Below are 17,036 nucleotides of genomic sequence, written 5' to 3'. Positions count from 1 at the left end.
CAGGGATGTATTTACAGCGTTTCCCGGAAAGCACTACCCGATTCGCTCAGGCAACCAACCAACATTCTTGTGTCCACGTTTACCTGACTCATGGCTTGATTCGTACACCTCTTGCCACCAGCCACCATGCGACGCCCCCCGTAATGACCGTCACCACCGGCAGAACCAGAAACGTCCACCCACCTCCGATGGTCCCCTCGTCGAGAAGGCTGTAACGGAAGCCGTCCACGATGTAGACCATGGGGTTGGCCAGGGAGACGGTGTCCCAGGGGGCAGGCAGGCGGTCGATGGGATAGAAAACGCCGCCCAGATAGATCAGCGGCGTCAGCAGGAAGGTGGCGATGACCGAGGTGTCGTCAAAGCTGCGGGCAAAGATGCCATTGAGCAGGCCCGCAAAGGCAAACAGCAGGGCGCTGAGTACCGCCACCATCAGGCCTACCCCCGGGTGCTGGAGCTCGAGCTCCGTCATGGGCAAGGCCACCATCAGAACCAGCGCCCCGGCCATGAGCCCACGCAGCACGCCAGCGGTGGCGAAACCGGCAACGATGAGCCAGGCCGGCATGGGGGCAACCAGCATCTCCTCAATATGGCGCTGGAGGCGGGCCCCGAAGAACGCCAGGGTGGTGTTGTTGTAGGCATTGGTGACCACGGCGAAGAGCACCAACCCGGGCATGAGGTAATCCGCGTAGCGGGCGCCGCCCACCTGGCCAAGGTCGCGCCCCACGAAATGGCCGAAGATCACCATGAAGAGCGTGGCGGTAACCACGGACGGCAGCAGGTTCTGGACCCAGGAACGCAGGAAGCGCCGCACCTGTTTGATGACCAGGCCCTGGTAGGCGTTCCAGAGGATGGCGGCGTTCATGGCGATGCCTCCTCACCCGGTTCGCCGCCTTCGAGCAGGCGCAGGAAGCGGGCTTCCAGGCCCTGGTCGCCGGTGCCGCTGCCAGCGTCGGCGCCAAAAAGGCATTCGGGCGTGTCGTTGGCGATCAGGCGCCCTTCCCGGAGCACGGCAACGGTCTGGCAGAGGTCACGCATTTCCTCAAGGTAGTGACTGCTCATCAACACAGTGGTCCCGCCGGCATTGAGTTGCTGCAGCAGCGACCAGGTGTCGCGGCGGGCTTCCACATCGAGCCCGGCCGTGGGTTCATCGAGGATCAGCAGTTCCGGTTCGTGCACCAGGGCCCGGGCCATCATCAGCCGGCGCTTCATGCCGCCGGACAGGCCCCAGGGCTTGCGTTCGGCGCGCTCCAGCAGACCCACGCGCTCAAGGACCGCCCGGGTACGCTCGCGAGCACGGCGGCGGGGCAGGCCGTAGTACATGGCCTGGGTGGCGATGATCTCGTTGATGGGCTCGAAGCTGTTGAAGTTCACTTCCTGGGGCACCAGCCCCACCCGGCGGCGGGCGGCAACGGGGTCGCGCTCCGGATCGTGGCCGAAGAGCCGCACGGAGCCAGCCTCGATCCGTACAAGCCCGGTCATTAGCCCGATCAGGGTGCTCTTGCCCGCGCCGTTGGGGCCGAGCAGGCCCTGGAAGGCACCGCGTTCGACGCTCAGGTCCACACCGTCCAGCGCCGCCTGCCCCCCTTTGTAGGTCTTGCGCAGTCCCTGGAGTTCAATGGCCGCGCTCATGCCACCCCCTCGGCAAAGCCGATCAGTTCGCCCCGGCGGCTCACGCCGCACACCGTCAGGTGCGGGTTATCAGGGAGGTAGTCACGCATCCGGGCCAGGCCCATGCCCGCCACCCGATCGCCCAGCGGAACGCCTGCCTGCTGGCAGGCTTCCAGTGCCTCGATGCTGGTATTGGCGGTGCGGACCCAGTCAGCCAGTTCCGTGCCGGCACCGGCGGCCAGGGCCTGGTCGGCGATGAAATCAAAATCGATGGCGCAGCGGGCACTGTGGGTATCCGGCTCACCAGCGGCGAACTTGCTGAGCTTGCCAAAGCCACTGGCGAGCGTCACGCGCGGCAACGGGTGCTTTTTCAGATACTTGAGCAGGGCCCCGAACATGTCCCCCATTTCCACAATGGCGCCTTCCTCAAGGCCGAAATGGGAGCGCATGAACGATTCGCTGGTGCCACCGGTGCAACCGGCAATATGGGTGAGGCCATTGGCGCGCGCCACATCCACCGACTGGTGAATGGAGGCGATGAACGCGGAGCAGGAGAAGGGACGCACAATGCCGGTGGTGCCGAGCACCGACAGGCCCCCTTCAATGCCCAGCTTGGGGTTCATGGTATTGCGGGCGATGGCCTCGCCGCCGTCGATGCCCACGGTTACGCGGAAGCCCCCCTCGTAGCCGGCGTCCGAGGCAACCGCTTCCAGGTGCTCCGTGATCAGCCGCCGGGGCACCGGGTTGATGGCGGGCTCGCCCACGGCCACCGGCAAGCCCGAACGGGTCACGGTTCCGACCCCCTCGCCCGCTTGGAACCGCACCCCCGGCTCACCCACCAGCTCCAGGCGGACCCAGAGGCGGGCGCCATGGGTCGCATCCGGGTCATCGCCCGCATCCTTGATCACGCCAGCGGTGGCGCTGGTACCAGTGACATTCAGGTCCTCAATGGTCATGAGCGGCTCCTGGCCACGCGGCAGGCGGATGCGCACGCCACGGTCCTCGGTCCCGGCCAGCAGCGCACGGGCGGTCGCAACCGAGGCCGCGGTGGCGCAGGCTCCCGTTGAGAGGCCCTGACGCAGGGGGCCATTGTGCTCTGGGGTTTCAGGACGCATGGTGGCTTGAGTCGTGGGCGCTTCACCGCCGTGCCGCCCGCACTGACGCGATGGTTTCCCCTGGGCCGGTCTCCGGACTCATGCTGGAACCTGGACCGGTTCGGGCGGATCGCCTTCCCATGATGGTGCCATCACAGTGGCAGGGATGATCCGCGCCCAGCATTCACCGTTGCGGGGGCAGTCCCGGAGTCTCACCGGGTTCCCGTTTCAGCCGGCATCTGAACAAACGCCGGCCACCCAGGGACGAAAGAGGGGTGAATCCTAGAGGATCGGGGCACCCTGGTCAAACCGCCACCAACTCATCCACGGTTTTTGACTTCCGTCACACGATGCCCTAGCCTCCCCAGCGCTTCGGTCAGCGCTCCATAACGAGCGCACGGGAACCCGGTGAGACTCCGGGACTGACGCGCAGCGGTATTGGGGAACGAGGATCACAGGGGGCTACCCCCAGGCACTGTCCAGACCGGATGGGAAGCTGTGATCCAAGGCCTGCGCCCGATTTGGGCGCCCGCCCCTGAGTCCGAAGACCTGCCGAAGCCCGGGCCCCATCAAAGGTGGCCCGGAAGCCGAGCCTTCGCGACTGAGGTATTCGGGCCGCCAACGGACCGGTTGCACCACCGCTGACCCCGCCTGTCGGCCTGCGCCCACGTGAGGGCTCCATCGCTAATGTGCAGTGCATGGAGACCTTGTATGAAACGATTATGCCTACTAGTCACGCTTCTATCCCCAGTATCGGCGCTCGCCGCTGATCACCACATGGCGCTCGATGAGCTGGTGGTTCAAGGGTCTGCCCTTGAGGAAACCCTGCCCTCGGAGTTATCCGACTACGGCGCTGAACTGGAAGTGATCGACAGTGAAGAACTCGACAGGACCGGTGTCAGCGACATTGGCCAGGCTCTTCGGGGTAACGTACCGGGGCTCTACCTGAATCCCAAGACCGGCCGCGGTGATTACGCCAGCATTTCCATCCAGGGCTCGCGTAGCGAGGATGTGCTCTGGCTGGTGGATGGGGTGCGCATCAACAACCGGCTCTTCGGCAGCACCTCGCCACTGGACTCCATCAGCACCCATATGGTCGAGCGCATCGAGATCCTGAAAGGTGGCCAGGGCCTGTTCTACGGCACCCAGGCAGTGGCCGGAGTTGTGAACATTGTCCTGCGTAAGCCCGAAAAGGACTCCGGGGGCAACATCACCGGCGCGCTCGGATCACTGGGCGACCGCCGCCTTGCCGGCCATGTCAGCAATCGCAACGAGTACGGGCGGTGGCTGGTATTTGGCGAACACGACCATTCGGACGGCTACCGCCCCTACCGGGACAGTGAGCTGCTTGAAAGCGCCCGGCGTCAGAAGCGTGGTTTCACCCGCAGCTCCTACGGCGGCCGCTACCTGCTGGATGCGGGCGAAGGTAAGTCATTGAACGCCCTCGTGGTCCGCAACGATGTGGAAGCCGACTTTCCCCGGGGCAACAGCAACTTCAAGGCCGTTAACGACCGCGATGAGAACATTGTTTCCCTGAAATGGGATCATCAGGTGAATGAGCAGAACGGTTATTTCGTCAAAGCCTACTGGCACGACTGGTGGACCGATTACACCCGCCTGAGCATGGACAAGGACGGCACCGTCAACCTCATTAACGATCGGGCCGAATGGGGGTTCGATGACTATGGCGTCAATCTGACCGGTCGCCACACCACGGATGGCGGCTCCCAGCTTCTGGGCGGCGTGGATTACCAGCGCTATCAGGGCGAGGACTATTCGCTGCGCATTGACGGCAAGACTGAGGCCGTTACGGCGGGCTTTGTTCAGTATCGGCCCCACCTGAGTTTCTCGCCCAGTACCCACCTGGCCCTGGGCGCCCGCTACAACCACTCCAACTTCGCCGATGACCACAGCATCTGGAACATCAGCCTGAAGCAGCCGCTCCCCAAAGACCTCCACCTGAAAGCCAGCGTGGGCACCAACTTCCGGCTGCCCTCGGCCTTTGAGATGTTCGTGATTGACGAGGACTTCCCGGCCGGGAATGAAAACCTGGAACCGGAGGAGAGCATCAACAGCAATGTGTCGCTGACCGGTCACATCGGCAACCCCGTGAAATGGCAACTGGGTGGCTTCTACCGCGAGATCGACAACCTCATCAAGGTTGATGATGGCCAGTACGCCAACAGCAACCAGACGGTCCGGGTCCACGGTGCTGAGGCCGCTCTCAACCTGGGCGGAGACCGTGGCTGGCAGCTGGATCTGGACGCCACCTGGGCCGATGCGCGGGAAGGTGGCAGCGATGAGCAAATCGCCGGCATCCCCGAATGGCACGCCAACGCCACGCTCAGCTGGCAGGGCGACAATCAGGGCTGGGAGCTTAATGCCCGCCACACCGGCGACGTGACCACAAGCACGGCGGACATTGGCAAGCAGTCCTACGGCGACTACACCCTGCTGAGCGCCAGTGCCTGGCGTGAGTTCGGAGCCGATGGCGCTAACCGGGTCACCCTGCGCCTGGAGAATCTGAGGGATCAGCAGTACGCCAACGGCGTCGCTCAGGTAACGCCCCCGAATGGCGAGCCGTACCGTCAGGACACCCTGGGCCCGCCCCGCAACGTCCAGCTTGAGTACAGCCGGAGCTTCTGATGGCGAGCCGGCTCAAGAAACGGACCCTGCGCTGGCTCATCCCGGTTCACCGCTACCTCGGGCTCGGGATGAGCCTGATCCTGCTGCTGTGGTTCGCCTCGGGCATCGTCATGATGTTCGAGGGCTACCCACGGACCCCGGCCAGTGATCGCATGGCGTGGCTCGCCCCAATGGACCCGGGAAAGCTCGCGGCAACGCCCACCAGGGCGTTGGCCGCGCTGAATCTGGAAGAACCCGCGGCCCTGCGGATCAACCAGCCCGGCAAGCGCCCCCGGATCCATGCCATGGACGCCCAAGGGCAATGGCGCAGCGCCTTCGCCGACACCGGCCAACCCGCGCCACCACTGAACCGGCAACAAGCCCGTAAGCGGGCACGTGAACTCAGTGGTGCCGCCGTGGCCTCGGTCACGCGGCTGGATGGGCCGGATCAGTGGACGGTCAACAGCCACGTCCGCGCCCCGGCGCCACTCTGGCGCGTGGCACTGGCGGATGACGCCGGAACCCATCTGTACCTCTCAAGCCCTACCGGCGAAGTCATCCACAGCACCACCTTCCATGAGCGGGTCTGGGGCTACGCCGGCCCGGTTATCCACTGGATCTACCCGACCCAGCTGCGCCAGCTCAGCGGCGTCTGGCGCCAGGTCGTGCTCTGGGTTTCCGGCATCGGGACCCTGGCCACCCTCAGTGGCCTCATACTGGGGCTCATGCTGATGCGCCGGAATAAGCGCCGGGGCGGCGTCAGTCCCTTCCAGGGGCTGTTCCGGTGGCACCATTACCTGGGTCTGGCCTTTGGCACACTGGCGGCAACCTGGGTGTTCAGCGGGCTGCTGTCGATGAGCCCCTTCTATTGGACCTCGGCGGACCGGGACCCGGCACTGGGGCAGCACCTGGGCCACAGCAGCCCGGCAACCCATGAGCAGGCCAGTGCCCCAGCACAGGTTGGCGGACTTGCAGGCGCCACACCCCGCGAGCTGCAACTGCACCGGTTCAATGGTCAACTCTACTACCGCACCATGGACGCCAGCGGGGCCGAACAGTTGTACCCCGCCTCGCAGGCCGCCGCTCCCGTGGGAGAGGACGGCAACCTGCCGGCAAACCGGGTCAGGGAGGCCGCCGAGGCCGCGGACAGTGAATTAACCGCCTTCCAGGAACAGAACGCATACGACGCCTACTACTACGCAGGCCGGGCGGCCCGTATTGGCGGGGAACAACCCACCCTGCCGGTCTACCGCGCAACCTATGATGACGGCGCCCGTCTCTACATTGATCCGGCCACCGGTGGGGTGCTCCAGCACTCAACGCCGCTCACCCGGCTCAACCGCTGGCTCTACAATGGCCTGCACAGCCTGGACTTCCCGGTACTCAACCCTGGCAGCGTCGCCTGGTATGCCCTGGTCCTGGCGCTGTTGAGCGGTGGCACCCTGCTCTGTCTGAGCGCCACCTGGCTGTCCGTCCGCTATCTGTGGCGCCGCCAGCGCGGCCGCTGAGCCCTTCAACTAACCACAGCGCCATCACACAATGGTGAGATGGCGCTATTCTTTCCCCTGCTTCCGCGCTAAAATGCCGTTTTCACTCATGAAACGGGCAGAGACCGCCCCATGGCGCAGAGCGGCAATCAGGAATCCGGCGAGTTTTCCATCGATCAACTGGCACGCGCCAGCGGCATGACGGTCCGCAACATCCGGGTCTACCAGGAGCGCGGCCTCATACCGCCGCCCGAACGCCGGGGCCGCAAAGGCATCTACAGCGAGACCCACCTCTCGCGGCTGCGCATTATTGGGCGGCTGCTTGAGCGTGGCTATACCCTCAACAACATCGCGGAACTGGTTGAGAGCTGGGAAAAGGGCAACGGCATCGAGCACATCCTGGGCCTGGAGAAAGCCGTGGTCAGCCCCTGGTCGGATGAACTGCCCGAATACCTCACCAAGCGCGAACTGGTCCAGCGCTTCGGCAGCATCTTCATGGGCCCCGCGCTCAAGCGCGCTGAAGAGCTGGAACTGATCATCCCCGAAGGCCGGCGCTACCGGATTCCCAGCCCGCGCATCCTGCACGCCGGCTCGGAGCTGGCCAAGGCCGGCATCCCACTGGAGGACATGCTGGATGTGGTGGCCTACCTGCGCCACAACGTCGAGCAGGCGGCGGAGGAGATGGTGAAGCTGGTCGAGCGCCACATCTTCAGCCAGTACGGCCAGCAGATGCCCCCGCCCGGTGAATCCGAAGAAATGGCGCAGCTCATCTGGCGCCTGCGGCCGCTGGTGGAAATGGCGGTACTGCCGGAGGTGGCGCGCGCCATGCAGAAGGCGGCGGACCGCCACCTGGGCGACCGCCTGGCTTACATCCTGGATCACCTCAACCTGCCCGAATCCCAGGACAACTCCGGGTAATACCCCTGACCAAACGCCACGATTGGCCCGGCTGACGCCCTCACCCGTCACCTCAGCCTTGTTGCCCCCCTGAATACTGTTACATTGAATACTGTAACTTTCATCAATGTGACAGTGTTGAAAGCTGATAATCATCAAGGGGAGGGCGCAACCATGACAGCTGCAACCGACGCCAAAGATCACGAAACGCACGACAGCATTCAGGGCCCGGCCGAAGAGAGCATGGTCATGCCCGAAAGGCGTGACCTGCATTTCCTGCCGCCGCAGGAGCGCATCCACGACTGGCACGCCCAGGGGCCACACATGACGCAGTTCATGAACGCCCTGTCGCTGTTCTTCCCGGCCGGCGAGCGGCTGTTCATTGATGCGCTGCGCGCCTATCGCGACCAGATCCCGGACCCGGACCTCAAGAAGGCCGCCACCGCCTTTATTGGCCAGGAGGCCATGCACAGCCGGGAACACATTGAGTACAACAAGCTCATGCAGGAAGAAGGGCTTCCGGCGGACAAGCTGGACGCCTTCGTCTGGTCACTGCTGGATTTCCTCAAGGAGCGGACGCCCAAGAGCGTACCGCTCAGCGCCACCATCGCCCTGGAGCACTTCACCGCGCTCATGGGCGGTTTCCTGCTGGACCATCCCGAAGTGATGGATGGCTCACAGGAAGACTACCGGCGGATGTGGCAATGGCACGCCATGGAGGAAGTCGAGCACAAGGCGGTGTGCTTTGATGTCTGGGAAAAGTGCATCGGACGGGGACCCACCGCCTACCTCAAGCGCGCCTTTGGCATGACCGCCGCCACCGCCATTTTCTGGCCGCTGGTGGTGGGCTTCTATTTCCAGATGGTGACCAGCAGCGAGGCCTGCCGCAAGGAAGGCTGGCGCGGCCACCTGAGCGTGCTCAACACCCTCTTCGGCAAACCGGGCGTCCTGCGTCGCCAGATCCCTGACTGGCTGGAATTTTTCAAATACAGCTTCCACCCCTGGCAGCAGAACAACAGCCACCATCTCACGCACCTGGACGACCTGGCGGACGAGGCCGAACAGGCCTACCAACAGGCACTGGCAGGGCAGGAACAGGGCCACCATCACCCTCATCCTACTCACCACTAACCTTCGGGACTGCAACGGCTCCTACCCCTTTGGCCCGGTTTTCCGGGCCCTTTTTGGTCCCCCTCACCGCCGTGACACACCCCCGTGTCATCTCAGCCTTGCCCTGTTTCCGACCAGGGTTACATTGACTGGAAACCCACCCAAAAGGGAGGCGCGCCATGGCCACAATCGCCGCCAACGACCAGCATCAAGGGGCCCAAAGCCAGGCCACCATGGTCATCCCCGAGCGCCGGGATCTCCACTTCCTGCCCCCCAGGGAGCGCATCCACGACTGGCACGCCATGGGCCCGCACCTGAGCCAGTTCATGAACACCCTGTCGCTGTTCTTCCCGGCCGGCGAGCGGCTGTTCATTGATGCCGTGCGCGCCTACCGCGACGAAATCCCGGATCCGGACCTGCGCCGGGCGGCCTCCGCCTTCATCGCTCAGGAGGCTTACCACAGCCGCGAGCATGCCGAGTACAACCGGCTCATGGACGAGGCCGGCCTGCCCGCCGGGCGCCTGGACCAGCAGGTGCACCGGATGCTCGACTGGTTCAAGAAACACGGCAGCCGCCAGGACCAGCTGTGCGAAACCATCGCCCTCGAACACTTCACGGCGTTGATGGGTGGCTTCCTGCTGGACCACCCGGAGATCCTGGAAGGGTCCCAGGCGGACTACCGGCGTATGTGGGAGTGGCATGCCATGGAAGAGGTGGAACACAAATCCGTCTGCTACGACGTCTGGGAGCAATGCGTGGGGCGCGGCCCGCAAGCCTACGCGCACCGGGTGGTGGGTATGCTGCGCGCCACGACGCTGTTCTGGAGCAACGTCACCCGCTTCTACCTGCAAATGAGCGCCGCCAGCGAGGCCTGTCAGCGCGAGGGCTGGCGGGGTCATCTCAGGGTGCTCAACACCCTGCTGGGGCGGCCCGGCCTGCTTCGCCGCCAGATCCCTTCCTGGCTGGAATACTTCAAGTACAGCTTCCACCCCTGGCAGCAGGACAACAGCCGCCATCTCCAGGGGCTGGACGAGCTGGCGGAAGCCGCCGAAAACGCCTATCAGCAAGCCGTGGCAGCCCAGGCCGGGGAGTCCTGAGACCGGGCCACCCCGGCCACGGCTCTGCTTCCTACAGGAACAGGCCCCGAACCAGCGCCGCCGCCCCGGCAAGGGCGGCCACGCCCAGGATCAACCCGCGCAACCGCTCGCCCTCGATACGCCCGACGAACAAGGCGGAAAGCAGAAAACCGGCGATCACGCCCGGAAAGGTGACGGCGAAAAGCAGCCACTCGCGCGCCCCCAGATAGCCGGAAAACGCCAGTGCCGTCAGGCTCATCAGGCTGGCAAACAGGAAGAACGCCGACATGTTCGCCCGCACCAGGGGACCGCGCTCGTTCTGGTAGATCATGGCAATGGGCGGCCCACCCACGGCGGTGATGGTGCCCATGAAGGTGGACGCCAGCCCTGCCAAAACACTGCTGCGGGCACTCAGTCGGGGGCGCCAGCCGGCCACACTCAGGCCCACGGCCACCAGGATCAGGGTGCCGAAGATCAGCTCAAATCCATCGGGCGATACCGCCATGAGCGTAGCCGCCGCCAGGCAGGTGCCCAACAGCCCACCCCCTATGGCCAGGCGTACCTCGCGTACCCGCACGGCCAGGCGGTTGCGCACCAGCATCATCACGGTCAGCAGCGTGGCATTGAACGTTAACGGCCCCGGCACCAGCAGCGGACTGATCAGGAACAACAGCGGCGCCGACAGCGTGCCGACGCCGTAACCCACCACGCCCTGCAGGCAGGCGCCGGCCAGGACCACAAGATTTGCCAGCAGGATCTGATGCAGTGCCAGTTCCGCCATCATCCGCTACTCCTCTGCAATGAGCGGGGCAGTCTAACAAACCCCGGTTTCCGTGCGTGTCTTGATATAACGCAATGCGATGAGAAGCGGCTTCACGCACTGTCAATTCTGTGTATTACACTGGAAGGGTTCCGGGCCGTCCTGGCCCTGCTCGACCAACAACAAATAAGGGAACTGCGTCATGATCCTCAACCATGCGATTGGCATGCTATTCCGCCCCGAGACGGAATGGGCCGCCATCAAACAGGAAAAACCCACCCCGATGGTGATCTATGGGCTCTACATCGTGGTGCTGGCCGCCATTGGCCCAGTGGCCGCCTACATCGGTACCGTGGAAACCGGTTGGACCATTGGTGACCGGCTCATCAAGCTGACACCCGACAGCGCCATGCAGCTGGTGATCCTGACCTATATGGCGATCCTGGCGGGCAGCTTCGCCCTGGGTTATGGCATCAACTGGATGGCCACCACCTTTGGCGCGGAAAAAGCGAAGAACGGTAACAACGCCCTGGCGCTGGTGGCCTACTCGCTGACCCCCATGTACATCGCTGGCATCACCCTGCTCTACCCGGACCCCTGGGGCAACGCCATGATCCTTCTGGCCGCCTCCTGCTACGGCGCCTGGCTGATGTGGAAGGGCGTTCCCGTGGTCATGGGTATGAGCAAGGAACAGTCCATGGTGTACTGCGGCGGCATCCTCACCCTTGCCCTCGTGCTGCTGGTCAGCACCCTGGCGACCACCGGGTTGTTGTGGAATTTCGGTTTCGGCCCCACCTTCATTGAAGCAACCCTGTAACCAGTAAGGAGGAGCCATGGCCGAAACCGCACTGGTCCCCATCGCCAACGGCAGCGAAGACATTGAGTCCGTCACCATTATTGATGTGCTGCGCCGGGCCGGCGTGGCGGTGACCGTGGCCAGCGTGCATGCGGAGGCCACCATCACCGCTGCCCGCCAGACCCGCATCACGGCGGATGCGTTGATCACGGACTGTCGCGACCAGCATTTCGACCTGATCGCCCTGCCTGGCGGCATGCCGGGGGCGCAGAACCTGCGGGAAAGCCAGGCGCTGGTGGCGATGCTGCAGGCTCAGACAGAGGCGGGCCGGCTCTATGGCGCCATCTGTGCGGCGCCTGCCGTGGCACTGGAGCCCAACGGGCTGCTTTCAGGCCATGCTGCCACGGCCCACCCCGGCTTCCAGGACCGGCTCTCCGACCAGAGCCGGGTCAGTGAAAGCGTTGTTGTGGACGGCCACTGCATTACCAGCCAGGGACCGGGTACGGCCCTTGCATTCGCGCTTACCCTGGTTGAGCACCTGTGCGGCCAGGCCAAGCGCGATGAGGTGGCCGCTCCCATGGTGCTACCCGGCGGCTGAGACCACCCGCTTAACGAAGACGGGCCCCAGCAGCTCAAACGCAATGGTAGAGGTGACCACCGTCGCCACAACCAGGCTGCCGTGCTCGGGGTGGCGTTCCGCCGCCAGCAGCGCCATCCCCATGGCAACGCCTGCCTGGGGCGTGAGCGCCATCCCGATGCCGGGGCTCAGCCCCTGGCCCCGCCGCCCAAGCACCGCAACGCCCAGGCGCCCACCGGCATAGCGCCCCAGGACCCTCAGTCCGATGTAGGCCAGAAGCAACCCGCCCGCTGATCCCAGATACGCAAACTCCAGGCTCGCTCCGGAAAGCACGAAGAAGAACACCAGGAAGGGCCACTCAATGTGCTCAATTTCCGCGAAGGAACGGGTATGGTGGGAGGAGCCGTTAACGATCACGAAACCGGCCACCATGGCGGTCAGCAACGACGACAGGTGCAGGTATTGGGACAGGCCGGCAATCAGGAACACCAGTGCCAGGGCCTCGGACTGGGTGGGCTCACCCGGCCTGAGCCTGCCGGTCAGCCAGATGGCTGGCAGGCCAAGCACCACGCCGACCACAACCGCTCCCCCCAGCTCCCAGCCCGCCTCCAGCAGCGCAGCGCTGCCATCGCCGGAAACCAGAAACCCCAGCCCCGCCATGGCCAAGCCGAACACCATGATGCCCCAGGCGTCGTCGATCGCGACAATGCCCTGAATAACCTGGGCCTGGAGCCCTTCCCGTCCCGTTTCACGGATGGCCTCGCTCACAGCCGCCGGATCCGTCGCCACCGAGATGGCCCCCAATGACACCGCCAGTGCCAGGGGGTAACCAATCGCCAGAAGCCCCACGGCCACAGCAGCCACCCCCAGTGCCATCACACTCAGTGACAGCACCACAATGACGGAGCCGGTGGCACGCAAGCGCTCCAGTGTCAGCTCGCCCCCCAGGAGAAAGGCCACCATCACCAGGGCCACGTTGATCAAGGGTTCACTCAGATCGCCCAGTGGGCGGGCTTCGGGATAGCCCAGCACCCCCTGTTGAAAGGCAGCCACCGCCACACCAATCAATACCAGCAGCGAAATCCGTGGCAGGCGTGTGCGGGTGGCCACGACATCCGCCAGGACGCTCAGCGTCAGAAGGAGCCCGAGCACCAGCAGATTGATGGCTGCGGCGCCTGGATCAGGCATGGGCGGAATAGGCTTTGATCAGCTGCTGTTTGCGGCTTTCGAGCGTATCACTGATGGCAACCGGGTAAGGGGTAGCCGCCGGAGAGAGCGAGCGGATCGCCTCCGGCAGGGCCGCCAGGTCCCCGGCAGCGCGCTCACGTACCGCTCGCAGCGCTGGCAAAGCACCGCTGCACGGCTCGCCAGCCCGGATTGCCGGTTGCAGCAGGGGTTCAGCTCCTTCCGGCGCCGGCTCATCGGCCGCTGCCACCGTATCGCCCATCATCCGCCCCTGCTTTAGATGACGCCAGACCTGTTTGGGCCCCGGCCAGGTGCTCTTGTTGCTGGATGCCTTGATCCGCGGCTGCCCATTGTACTCCGCCAGCTTGTAGGCAAAGTCGATGCTCGCCGCGTCCGAAACCGCCGCCCATTCAGTGCCCACGCCAAAACCATCAATGGGCGCGCCCGCTGCCACCAGGTCCCGGATGGCATACTCATCCAGGCCCGACGACACAACGATCTTCACATCCGGGAAACCGGCGGCATCCAGGCGTTGCCGCGCTGCCTGGGCCAGTTCCAGCAGATCCCCCGAATCCAGCCGTACCGCCGCAGCAGGCCTCTCGCCTTCGCCGGCACCGCGAAGCAGCTCAATCACCCGATCCACGCCATTGAGCGTGTCCCAGGTGTCCACCAGCAACGTCGTCTCCGGCCAGTAGCGGCTGAAGGCGCGAAACGCCTGCTCCTCGTTGCCATACACCTGCACAAAACTGTGCGCCATGGTCCCGAGCACCGGAATCGCCAGCTCCCGCCCGGCCTCCACGTTGGAGGTGCCCGCCGCGCCCGCGATCCAGGCGGCGCGCGCCAGGTTCATGGCACCTTCACGACCATGGGCCTTGCGGGCCCCAAAGTCCATGACCGGCCGGCCCCCGGCGGCATCCACCACGCGCGCGGCCTTGCTCGCCAGTACGCTCTGGGCATGCACGGTATTGAGGAGCAGGGTCTCGACCAGCTGGGCCTGGATCAGCGGCGCCCGTACCCGCAGCACGGGTTCCCTGGGAAACACCACGCGGCCTTCCGGAATGGCGTCCACATCCCCGGTGAACCGCAATGGGGCCAGTGACTCCAGAAAATGCCGGGGGAAGCGCCCCAGGCTCTCCAGCCAATCAAGCTCTTCCTGCGTGAAACGGAAATCCAGCAGTGCCTGCAGCGCCTGGGTCTGGCCGCCACTGAGTACATAGTTCCGATCGTCCGGCAGACGCCGGAAGAAGAGTTCAAATACGGCGTCGCCGTTAAGGCCCTCCGCCTGATAGACGCGAGCCATACTGAGTTCGTAGAGGTCAGTCAACAACATCAACGCACCCGGCGTCAGACAATGTCGGCGCCAGCGTCGCGCATGGCCTCCAGTGCCTGGCGACCACCGTCGGGGTCTACTGGTCGGGTGGCCTCCTGCATCAGCTTCACGGCAAAGCCCTCCTTGAGCGCATCCAGCACCGTAGCCCGCACGCACACATCCAGGGCCAAGCCGCCAACCCAGAGACGCTGCACGCCCTGATGCCGGAGCCAGTCCCCAAGGCCGGTACCATCCAGCGCGGAATACTGGTCCTCCGCCTCGAAGGTCCCCTTGGAGACCCGGTGCACATCCTCGGGGAGGGCCAGATCCGGATGGAAGGCCGCACCCTCGGTTTCCTGGACGCAGTGTGGCGGCCAGGGTCCGCCCTGGGGTTTGAAACTACTGTGACGCTCCGGGTGCCAGTCCCGCGAGGCCACAACGGGAACACCAGCCTGGCGGGCGGCCTCGATCGCACGGTTCAACACCGGCACCACCGCATCACCGTCCTCGACCCCCAGCGCACCACCAGGGCAGAAATCGTTCTGGACATCCACGATCATGAGCGCGTCGTCACTCGCATAGGACGGGGTCATTGCAGCCTCCTACCAGCTGAAGGTATGCCATCTCCCGACTATGGGTGCAGCGCGGTGGTGAATCAAGCGTTCAGCTGGCGCTGGAGACGATTGGGGTAACGAGACTGCAGGAAAAGGTTGGCCCCTTATCCGAGCCCCAGATGTGGTTATTTTCTGTACCGAAAATCGTGCGCTCTCGCAAAATCTTCAGCGATTCATGCACTGTGCAAAGCCAAATTTCGCACACATGCGCGTTTCTGTCCGTCGCTGTGACTTTTCCTATAGTCTCAACGCTCAGATCAGTGGTGTGCCACTTCGGCACGTCCGCTGCATCTCAATGTTAGCCGAAACGTGCGAGAAGTCCAGGTAATTCAAGCATGTGCGAGAATACGCTATCAGCTTCCTCCTCACCTGGCGTGGTCCCCGGTGAGTAGTGAAGCGCTCGCATCCCCGCCGCCGAAGCTGCGTCTAGTCCAACTTCGCTATCTTCGACCACGACGCATCGGCAAGGTGCATACCCCATCGACTGGGCGGCGTGCAGGAAAAGCCCGGGATCTGGTTTCCAAGAGCCGACGTCATAGGAGCTGTATATCCTGTCGCCAAAGTGCGGCCACAACCCACTTGTATGAAGAGCGTCAACGATTTTTGGTTCCGGTCCGCTCGAAGCCACGCATCTGGCAAAGCGAAGATTACAGAGCATTTCATGGGTACCGGGCGTGGCCTTCAGGTCCCTCGCGAACAGCTTAGCTACTCGCTCACGGTATCGGCGTTCGAAGTCTGACGGCAGCGCACATTGCCGCCTAACTTCCAAATCCTCCAGGATGTGTGCCAGTTTCAGTCCGCGGTAACGAGCGGTGAGTGAATCAGACGTATCGTCCAGATCAGGCAGAAGGTCCAGAAATGCCTGATTGCAGAGCCCCTCGCTATCCACGAGTGTCCCGTCGAGGTCGAAGATTACGCAGATGTCTGACATGTTTCTTTTTGGATAACGCTAATGTTCAGCGGCCGGTTTGGAGTGCAACGGAAAACCGGTCCGGTGGAGGCCCGCAGGGCCGGAACGAACTGCAACTACTTGTTGTACCGTTACTCATCCGCATGGTTTATGAAGTTAAACCAGTCGTTGAGGCTTCCTTTAATCAAAATAAGCGAAACAATCAGAATGGAAAGCGCAAAAAAAGAAAGCCATAGAGAGCCCAGAGTAAGCCAATAGTTTCCAAACAACCCAATGGTTAGCTGCGCAACAGCCGCAACGATTGTTGATAGCACAGACCAAAACAGGAAATCACTCAGGTTTTTCAACGGGTCATATAGCTGGAGCGATGAGTCTAACTCTTTCTGCTCCCTATATATTTTTCTATATTCTTCGTGGTCGTACACATTTTCTTTCAGCTTTATGAGGATAAATGTCTTTAGCGAAAGCAAAAAACCGCCAACAGTTAAGAATCCTGCAAATAAGTTACCCCTTAAGTGCTTTTCATAAAACAAAACCAGCTCGCTCGGATCAGTGGCCAGCCACTCAATGCATGCCACCGCAAAGGTCGCCAGAAAAGCGCATACTAGGAGCCTTAATGTCATTTAATCTTCGCCTTGAAAATCGACTTATGATTTTCACAAACATCCCTTAAACTCTTTATAATCCAGCTATTCTTAAAGTCAGATACATCCAGATTGTTTATATGGGTGGCAACTTCGTCATAATCGTACTCGCCAAAATTATCTGGATTGTTTTGTATTTTTATTATTCTATCCAAGCCGTCTTCATCAACTCCAAAAACCCTGCCAGAATCAGTGTTAGACTTATTTACAGCAGATACAATAGGATCGATAAGGCTCGAAGGGGAGACCTTCTTCCCAAATGAAAACGAGTTATTGTCAAATCTGGTGTATGACCATCAGGCGGCGCTCCTGTCAGATTGATCGTCCACCCGCTCTCCATCCTG

Annotated in this window: 16 protein-coding genes and 2 riboswitches; of the genes, 7 read left to right on the top strand and 9 right to left on the bottom strand. The window is 63.0% G+C overall.

The genetic code is table 11. From position 1 onward, the window contains the following. Nucleotides 1–88 precede the first annotated feature (88 nt). Genes AC1RQI_RS13565 through AC1RQI_RS13555 form a run of 3 tightly spaced genes read right to left on the bottom strand, consistent with a single transcriptional unit; the run spans nt 89 to nt 2,723 of the window. Nucleotides 89–862: an ABC transporter permease gene (locus tag AC1RQI_RS13565; protein ID WP_481905199.1), complete on the bottom strand. Its 774-nt coding sequence runs from the start codon at nt 860–862 to the stop codon at nt 89–91. Next, nucleotides 859–1,629, bottom strand: a complete 771-nt coding sequence (locus tag AC1RQI_RS13560) for an ABC transporter ATP-binding protein (protein WP_481905198.1) — start codon at nt 1,627–1,629, stop codon at nt 859–861. The genes AC1RQI_RS13565 and AC1RQI_RS13560 overlap by 4 nt, the downstream gene beginning before the upstream one ends. After that, nucleotides 1,626–2,723, bottom strand: a complete 1,098-nt coding sequence (locus AC1RQI_RS13555) for a cobalt-precorrin-5B (C(1))-methyltransferase (RefSeq protein WP_481905197.1) — start codon at nt 2,721–2,723, stop codon at nt 1,626–1,628. The genes AC1RQI_RS13560 and AC1RQI_RS13555 overlap by 4 nt, the downstream gene beginning before the upstream one ends. A gap of 46 nt (nt 2,724–2,769) precedes the next feature. After that, nucleotides 2,770–2,979: riboswitch (cobalamin riboswitch) on the bottom strand. 79 nt (nt 2,980–3,058) lie between these two features. Further along, nucleotides 3,059–3,273: riboswitch (cobalamin riboswitch) on the top strand. 140 nt (nt 3,274–3,413) lie between these two features. On the opposite strand from AC1RQI_RS13555, the gene AC1RQI_RS13550 reads away from it, so the two are divergent. The 5 genes from AC1RQI_RS13550 to AC1RQI_RS13530 all read left to right on the top strand — a co-directional run bounded on the left by AC1RQI_RS13550 (nt 3,414) and on the right by AC1RQI_RS13530 (nt 9,918). Then, a complete protein-coding gene (locus AC1RQI_RS13550; RefSeq protein WP_481905196.1) occupies nt 3,414–5,348 on the top strand; it encodes a TonB-dependent receptor plug domain-containing protein in 1,935 nt (644 codons plus the stop codon). Then, nucleotides 5,348–6,835: a PepSY domain-containing protein gene (locus tag AC1RQI_RS13545; RefSeq protein ID WP_481905195.1), complete on the top strand. Its 1,488-nt coding sequence runs from the start codon at nt 5,348–5,350 to the stop codon at nt 6,833–6,835. Before AC1RQI_RS13550 ends, AC1RQI_RS13545 begins: the two co-directional genes overlap by 1 nt. Nucleotides 6,836–6,946: 111 nt before the next feature. Beyond that, the gene (locus AC1RQI_RS13540; RefSeq protein ID WP_481905194.1) at nt 6,947–7,732 is read left to right on the top strand and encodes a MerR family transcriptional regulator; all 786 of its coding nucleotides are present in this window, start codon (nt 6,947–6,949) and stop codon (nt 7,730–7,732) included. A 153-nt stretch (nt 7,733–7,885) separates the two neighbouring features. After that, nucleotides 7,886–8,842, top strand: coding sequence for a metal-dependent hydrolase (locus AC1RQI_RS13535; protein WP_481905193.1), 957 nt, complete (start codon nt 7,886–7,888; stop codon nt 8,840–8,842). 158 nt (nt 8,843–9,000) lie between these two features. Next, complete coding sequence (locus AC1RQI_RS13530) at nt 9,001–9,918, top strand: metal-dependent hydrolase (RefSeq protein ID WP_481905192.1); 918 nt, start codon at nt 9,001–9,003, stop codon at nt 9,916–9,918. A gap of 31 nt (nt 9,919–9,949) precedes the next feature. On the opposite strand, the gene AC1RQI_RS13525 is transcribed toward AC1RQI_RS13530, so the two are convergent. Continuing rightward, the gene (locus AC1RQI_RS13525; protein WP_481905191.1) at nt 9,950–10,681 is read right to left on the bottom strand and encodes a sulfite exporter TauE/SafE family protein; all 732 of its coding nucleotides are present in this window, start codon (nt 10,679–10,681) and stop codon (nt 9,950–9,952) included. Nucleotides 10,682–10,859: 178 nt separating this feature from the next. Between AC1RQI_RS13525 and AC1RQI_RS13520 the strand changes: the two genes are divergently transcribed. Together AC1RQI_RS13520 and AC1RQI_RS13515 are read left to right on the top strand one after the other, a co-directional pair. After that, nucleotides 10,860–11,474, top strand: a complete 615-nt coding sequence (locus AC1RQI_RS13520) for a Yip1 family protein (protein ID WP_416632809.1) — start codon at nt 10,860–10,862, stop codon at nt 11,472–11,474. Nucleotides 11,475–11,490: 16 nt separating this feature from the next. Next, a complete protein-coding gene (locus AC1RQI_RS13515) occupies nt 11,491–12,051 on the top strand; it encodes a DJ-1 family glyoxalase III (protein ID WP_481905190.1) in 561 nt (186 codons plus the stop codon). Here the strand turns inward: AC1RQI_RS13515 and AC1RQI_RS13510 are convergent. From AC1RQI_RS13510 to AC1RQI_RS13490, 5 genes are all read right to left on the bottom strand, one after another. Beyond that, the gene (locus AC1RQI_RS13510; RefSeq protein ID WP_481905189.1) at nt 12,037–13,218 is read right to left on the bottom strand and encodes a cation:proton antiporter; all 1,182 of its coding nucleotides are present in this window, start codon (nt 13,216–13,218) and stop codon (nt 12,037–12,039) included. The two genes, AC1RQI_RS13515 and AC1RQI_RS13510, sit on opposite strands and share 15 nt — an antisense overlap. Continuing rightward, on the bottom strand, nt 13,211–14,545 hold the full coding sequence (locus AC1RQI_RS13505) for a nicotinate phosphoribosyltransferase (protein WP_481905188.1): 1,335 nt from the start codon (nt 14,543–14,545) through the stop codon (nt 13,211–13,213). The genes AC1RQI_RS13510 and AC1RQI_RS13505 overlap by 8 nt, the downstream gene beginning before the upstream one ends. 14 nt (nt 14,546–14,559) lie before the next feature. Next, nucleotides 14,560–15,117: a nicotinamidase gene (locus tag AC1RQI_RS13500; RefSeq protein ID WP_481905187.1), complete on the bottom strand. Its 558-nt coding sequence runs from the start codon at nt 15,115–15,117 to the stop codon at nt 14,560–14,562. A 319-nt stretch (nt 15,118–15,436) separates the two neighbouring features. Then, complete coding sequence (locus AC1RQI_RS13495; protein ID WP_481905186.1) at nt 15,437–16,069, bottom strand: HAD-IA family hydrolase; 633 nt, start codon at nt 16,067–16,069, stop codon at nt 15,437–15,439. 110 nt (nt 16,070–16,179) lie between these two features. Continuing rightward, nucleotides 16,180–16,671: a hypothetical protein gene (locus AC1RQI_RS13490; protein ID WP_481905185.1), complete on the bottom strand. Its 492-nt coding sequence runs from the start codon at nt 16,669–16,671 to the stop codon at nt 16,180–16,182. Nucleotides 16,672–17,036: the final 365 nt, after the last annotated feature.

Source organism: Salicola sp. AFF1 (genome assembly GCF_056783195.1).
This window is presented reverse-complemented; position numbering and strand designations above follow the sequence as displayed.

Bases quoted from the DNA above. Each gene is read 5' to 3' on its own strand.
- AC1RQI_RS13565 (WP_481905199.1), bottom strand. From the start codon at position 862: ATGAACGCCGCCATCCTCTGGAACGCCTACCAGGGCCTGGTCATCAAA.
- AC1RQI_RS13560 (WP_481905198.1), bottom strand. From the start codon at position 1,629: ATGAGCGCGGCCATTGAACTCCAGGGACTGCGCAAGACCTACAAAGGG.
- AC1RQI_RS13555 (WP_481905197.1), bottom strand. From the start codon at position 2,723: ATGCGTCCTGAAACCCCAGAGCACAATGGCCCCCTGCGTCAGGGCCTC.
- AC1RQI_RS13550 (WP_481905196.1), top strand. From the start codon at position 3,414: ATGAAACGATTATGCCTACTAGTCACGCTTCTATCCCCAGTATCGGCG.
- AC1RQI_RS13545 (WP_481905195.1), top strand. From the start codon at position 5,348: ATGGCGAGCCGGCTCAAGAAACGGACCCTGCGCTGGCTCATCCCGGTT.
- AC1RQI_RS13540 (WP_481905194.1), top strand. From the start codon at position 6,947: ATGGCGCAGAGCGGCAATCAGGAATCCGGCGAGTTTTCCATCGATCAA.
- AC1RQI_RS13535 (WP_481905193.1), top strand. From the start codon at position 7,886: ATGACAGCTGCAACCGACGCCAAAGATCACGAAACGCACGACAGCATT.
- AC1RQI_RS13530 (WP_481905192.1), top strand. From the start codon at position 9,001: ATGGCCACAATCGCCGCCAACGACCAGCATCAAGGGGCCCAAAGCCAG.
- AC1RQI_RS13525 (WP_481905191.1), bottom strand. From the start codon at position 10,681: ATGATGGCGGAACTGGCACTGCATCAGATCCTGCTGGCAAATCTTGTG.
- AC1RQI_RS13520 (WP_416632809.1), top strand. From the start codon at position 10,860: ATGATCCTCAACCATGCGATTGGCATGCTATTCCGCCCCGAGACGGAA.
- AC1RQI_RS13515 (WP_481905190.1), top strand. From the start codon at position 11,491: ATGGCCGAAACCGCACTGGTCCCCATCGCCAACGGCAGCGAAGACATT.
- AC1RQI_RS13510 (WP_481905189.1), bottom strand. From the start codon at position 13,218: ATGCCTGATCCAGGCGCCGCAGCCATCAATCTGCTGGTGCTCGGGCTC.
- AC1RQI_RS13505 (WP_481905188.1), bottom strand. From the start codon at position 14,545: ATGTTGTTGACTGACCTCTACGAACTCAGTATGGCTCGCGTCTATCAG.
- AC1RQI_RS13500 (WP_481905187.1), bottom strand. From the start codon at position 15,117: ATGACCCCGTCCTATGCGAGTGACGACGCGCTCATGATCGTGGATGTC.
- AC1RQI_RS13495 (WP_481905186.1), bottom strand. From the start codon at position 16,069: ATGTCAGACATCTGCGTAATCTTCGACCTCGACGGGACACTCGTGGAT.
- AC1RQI_RS13490 (WP_481905185.1), bottom strand. From the start codon at position 16,671: ATGACATTAAGGCTCCTAGTATGCGCTTTTCTGGCGACCTTTGCGGTG.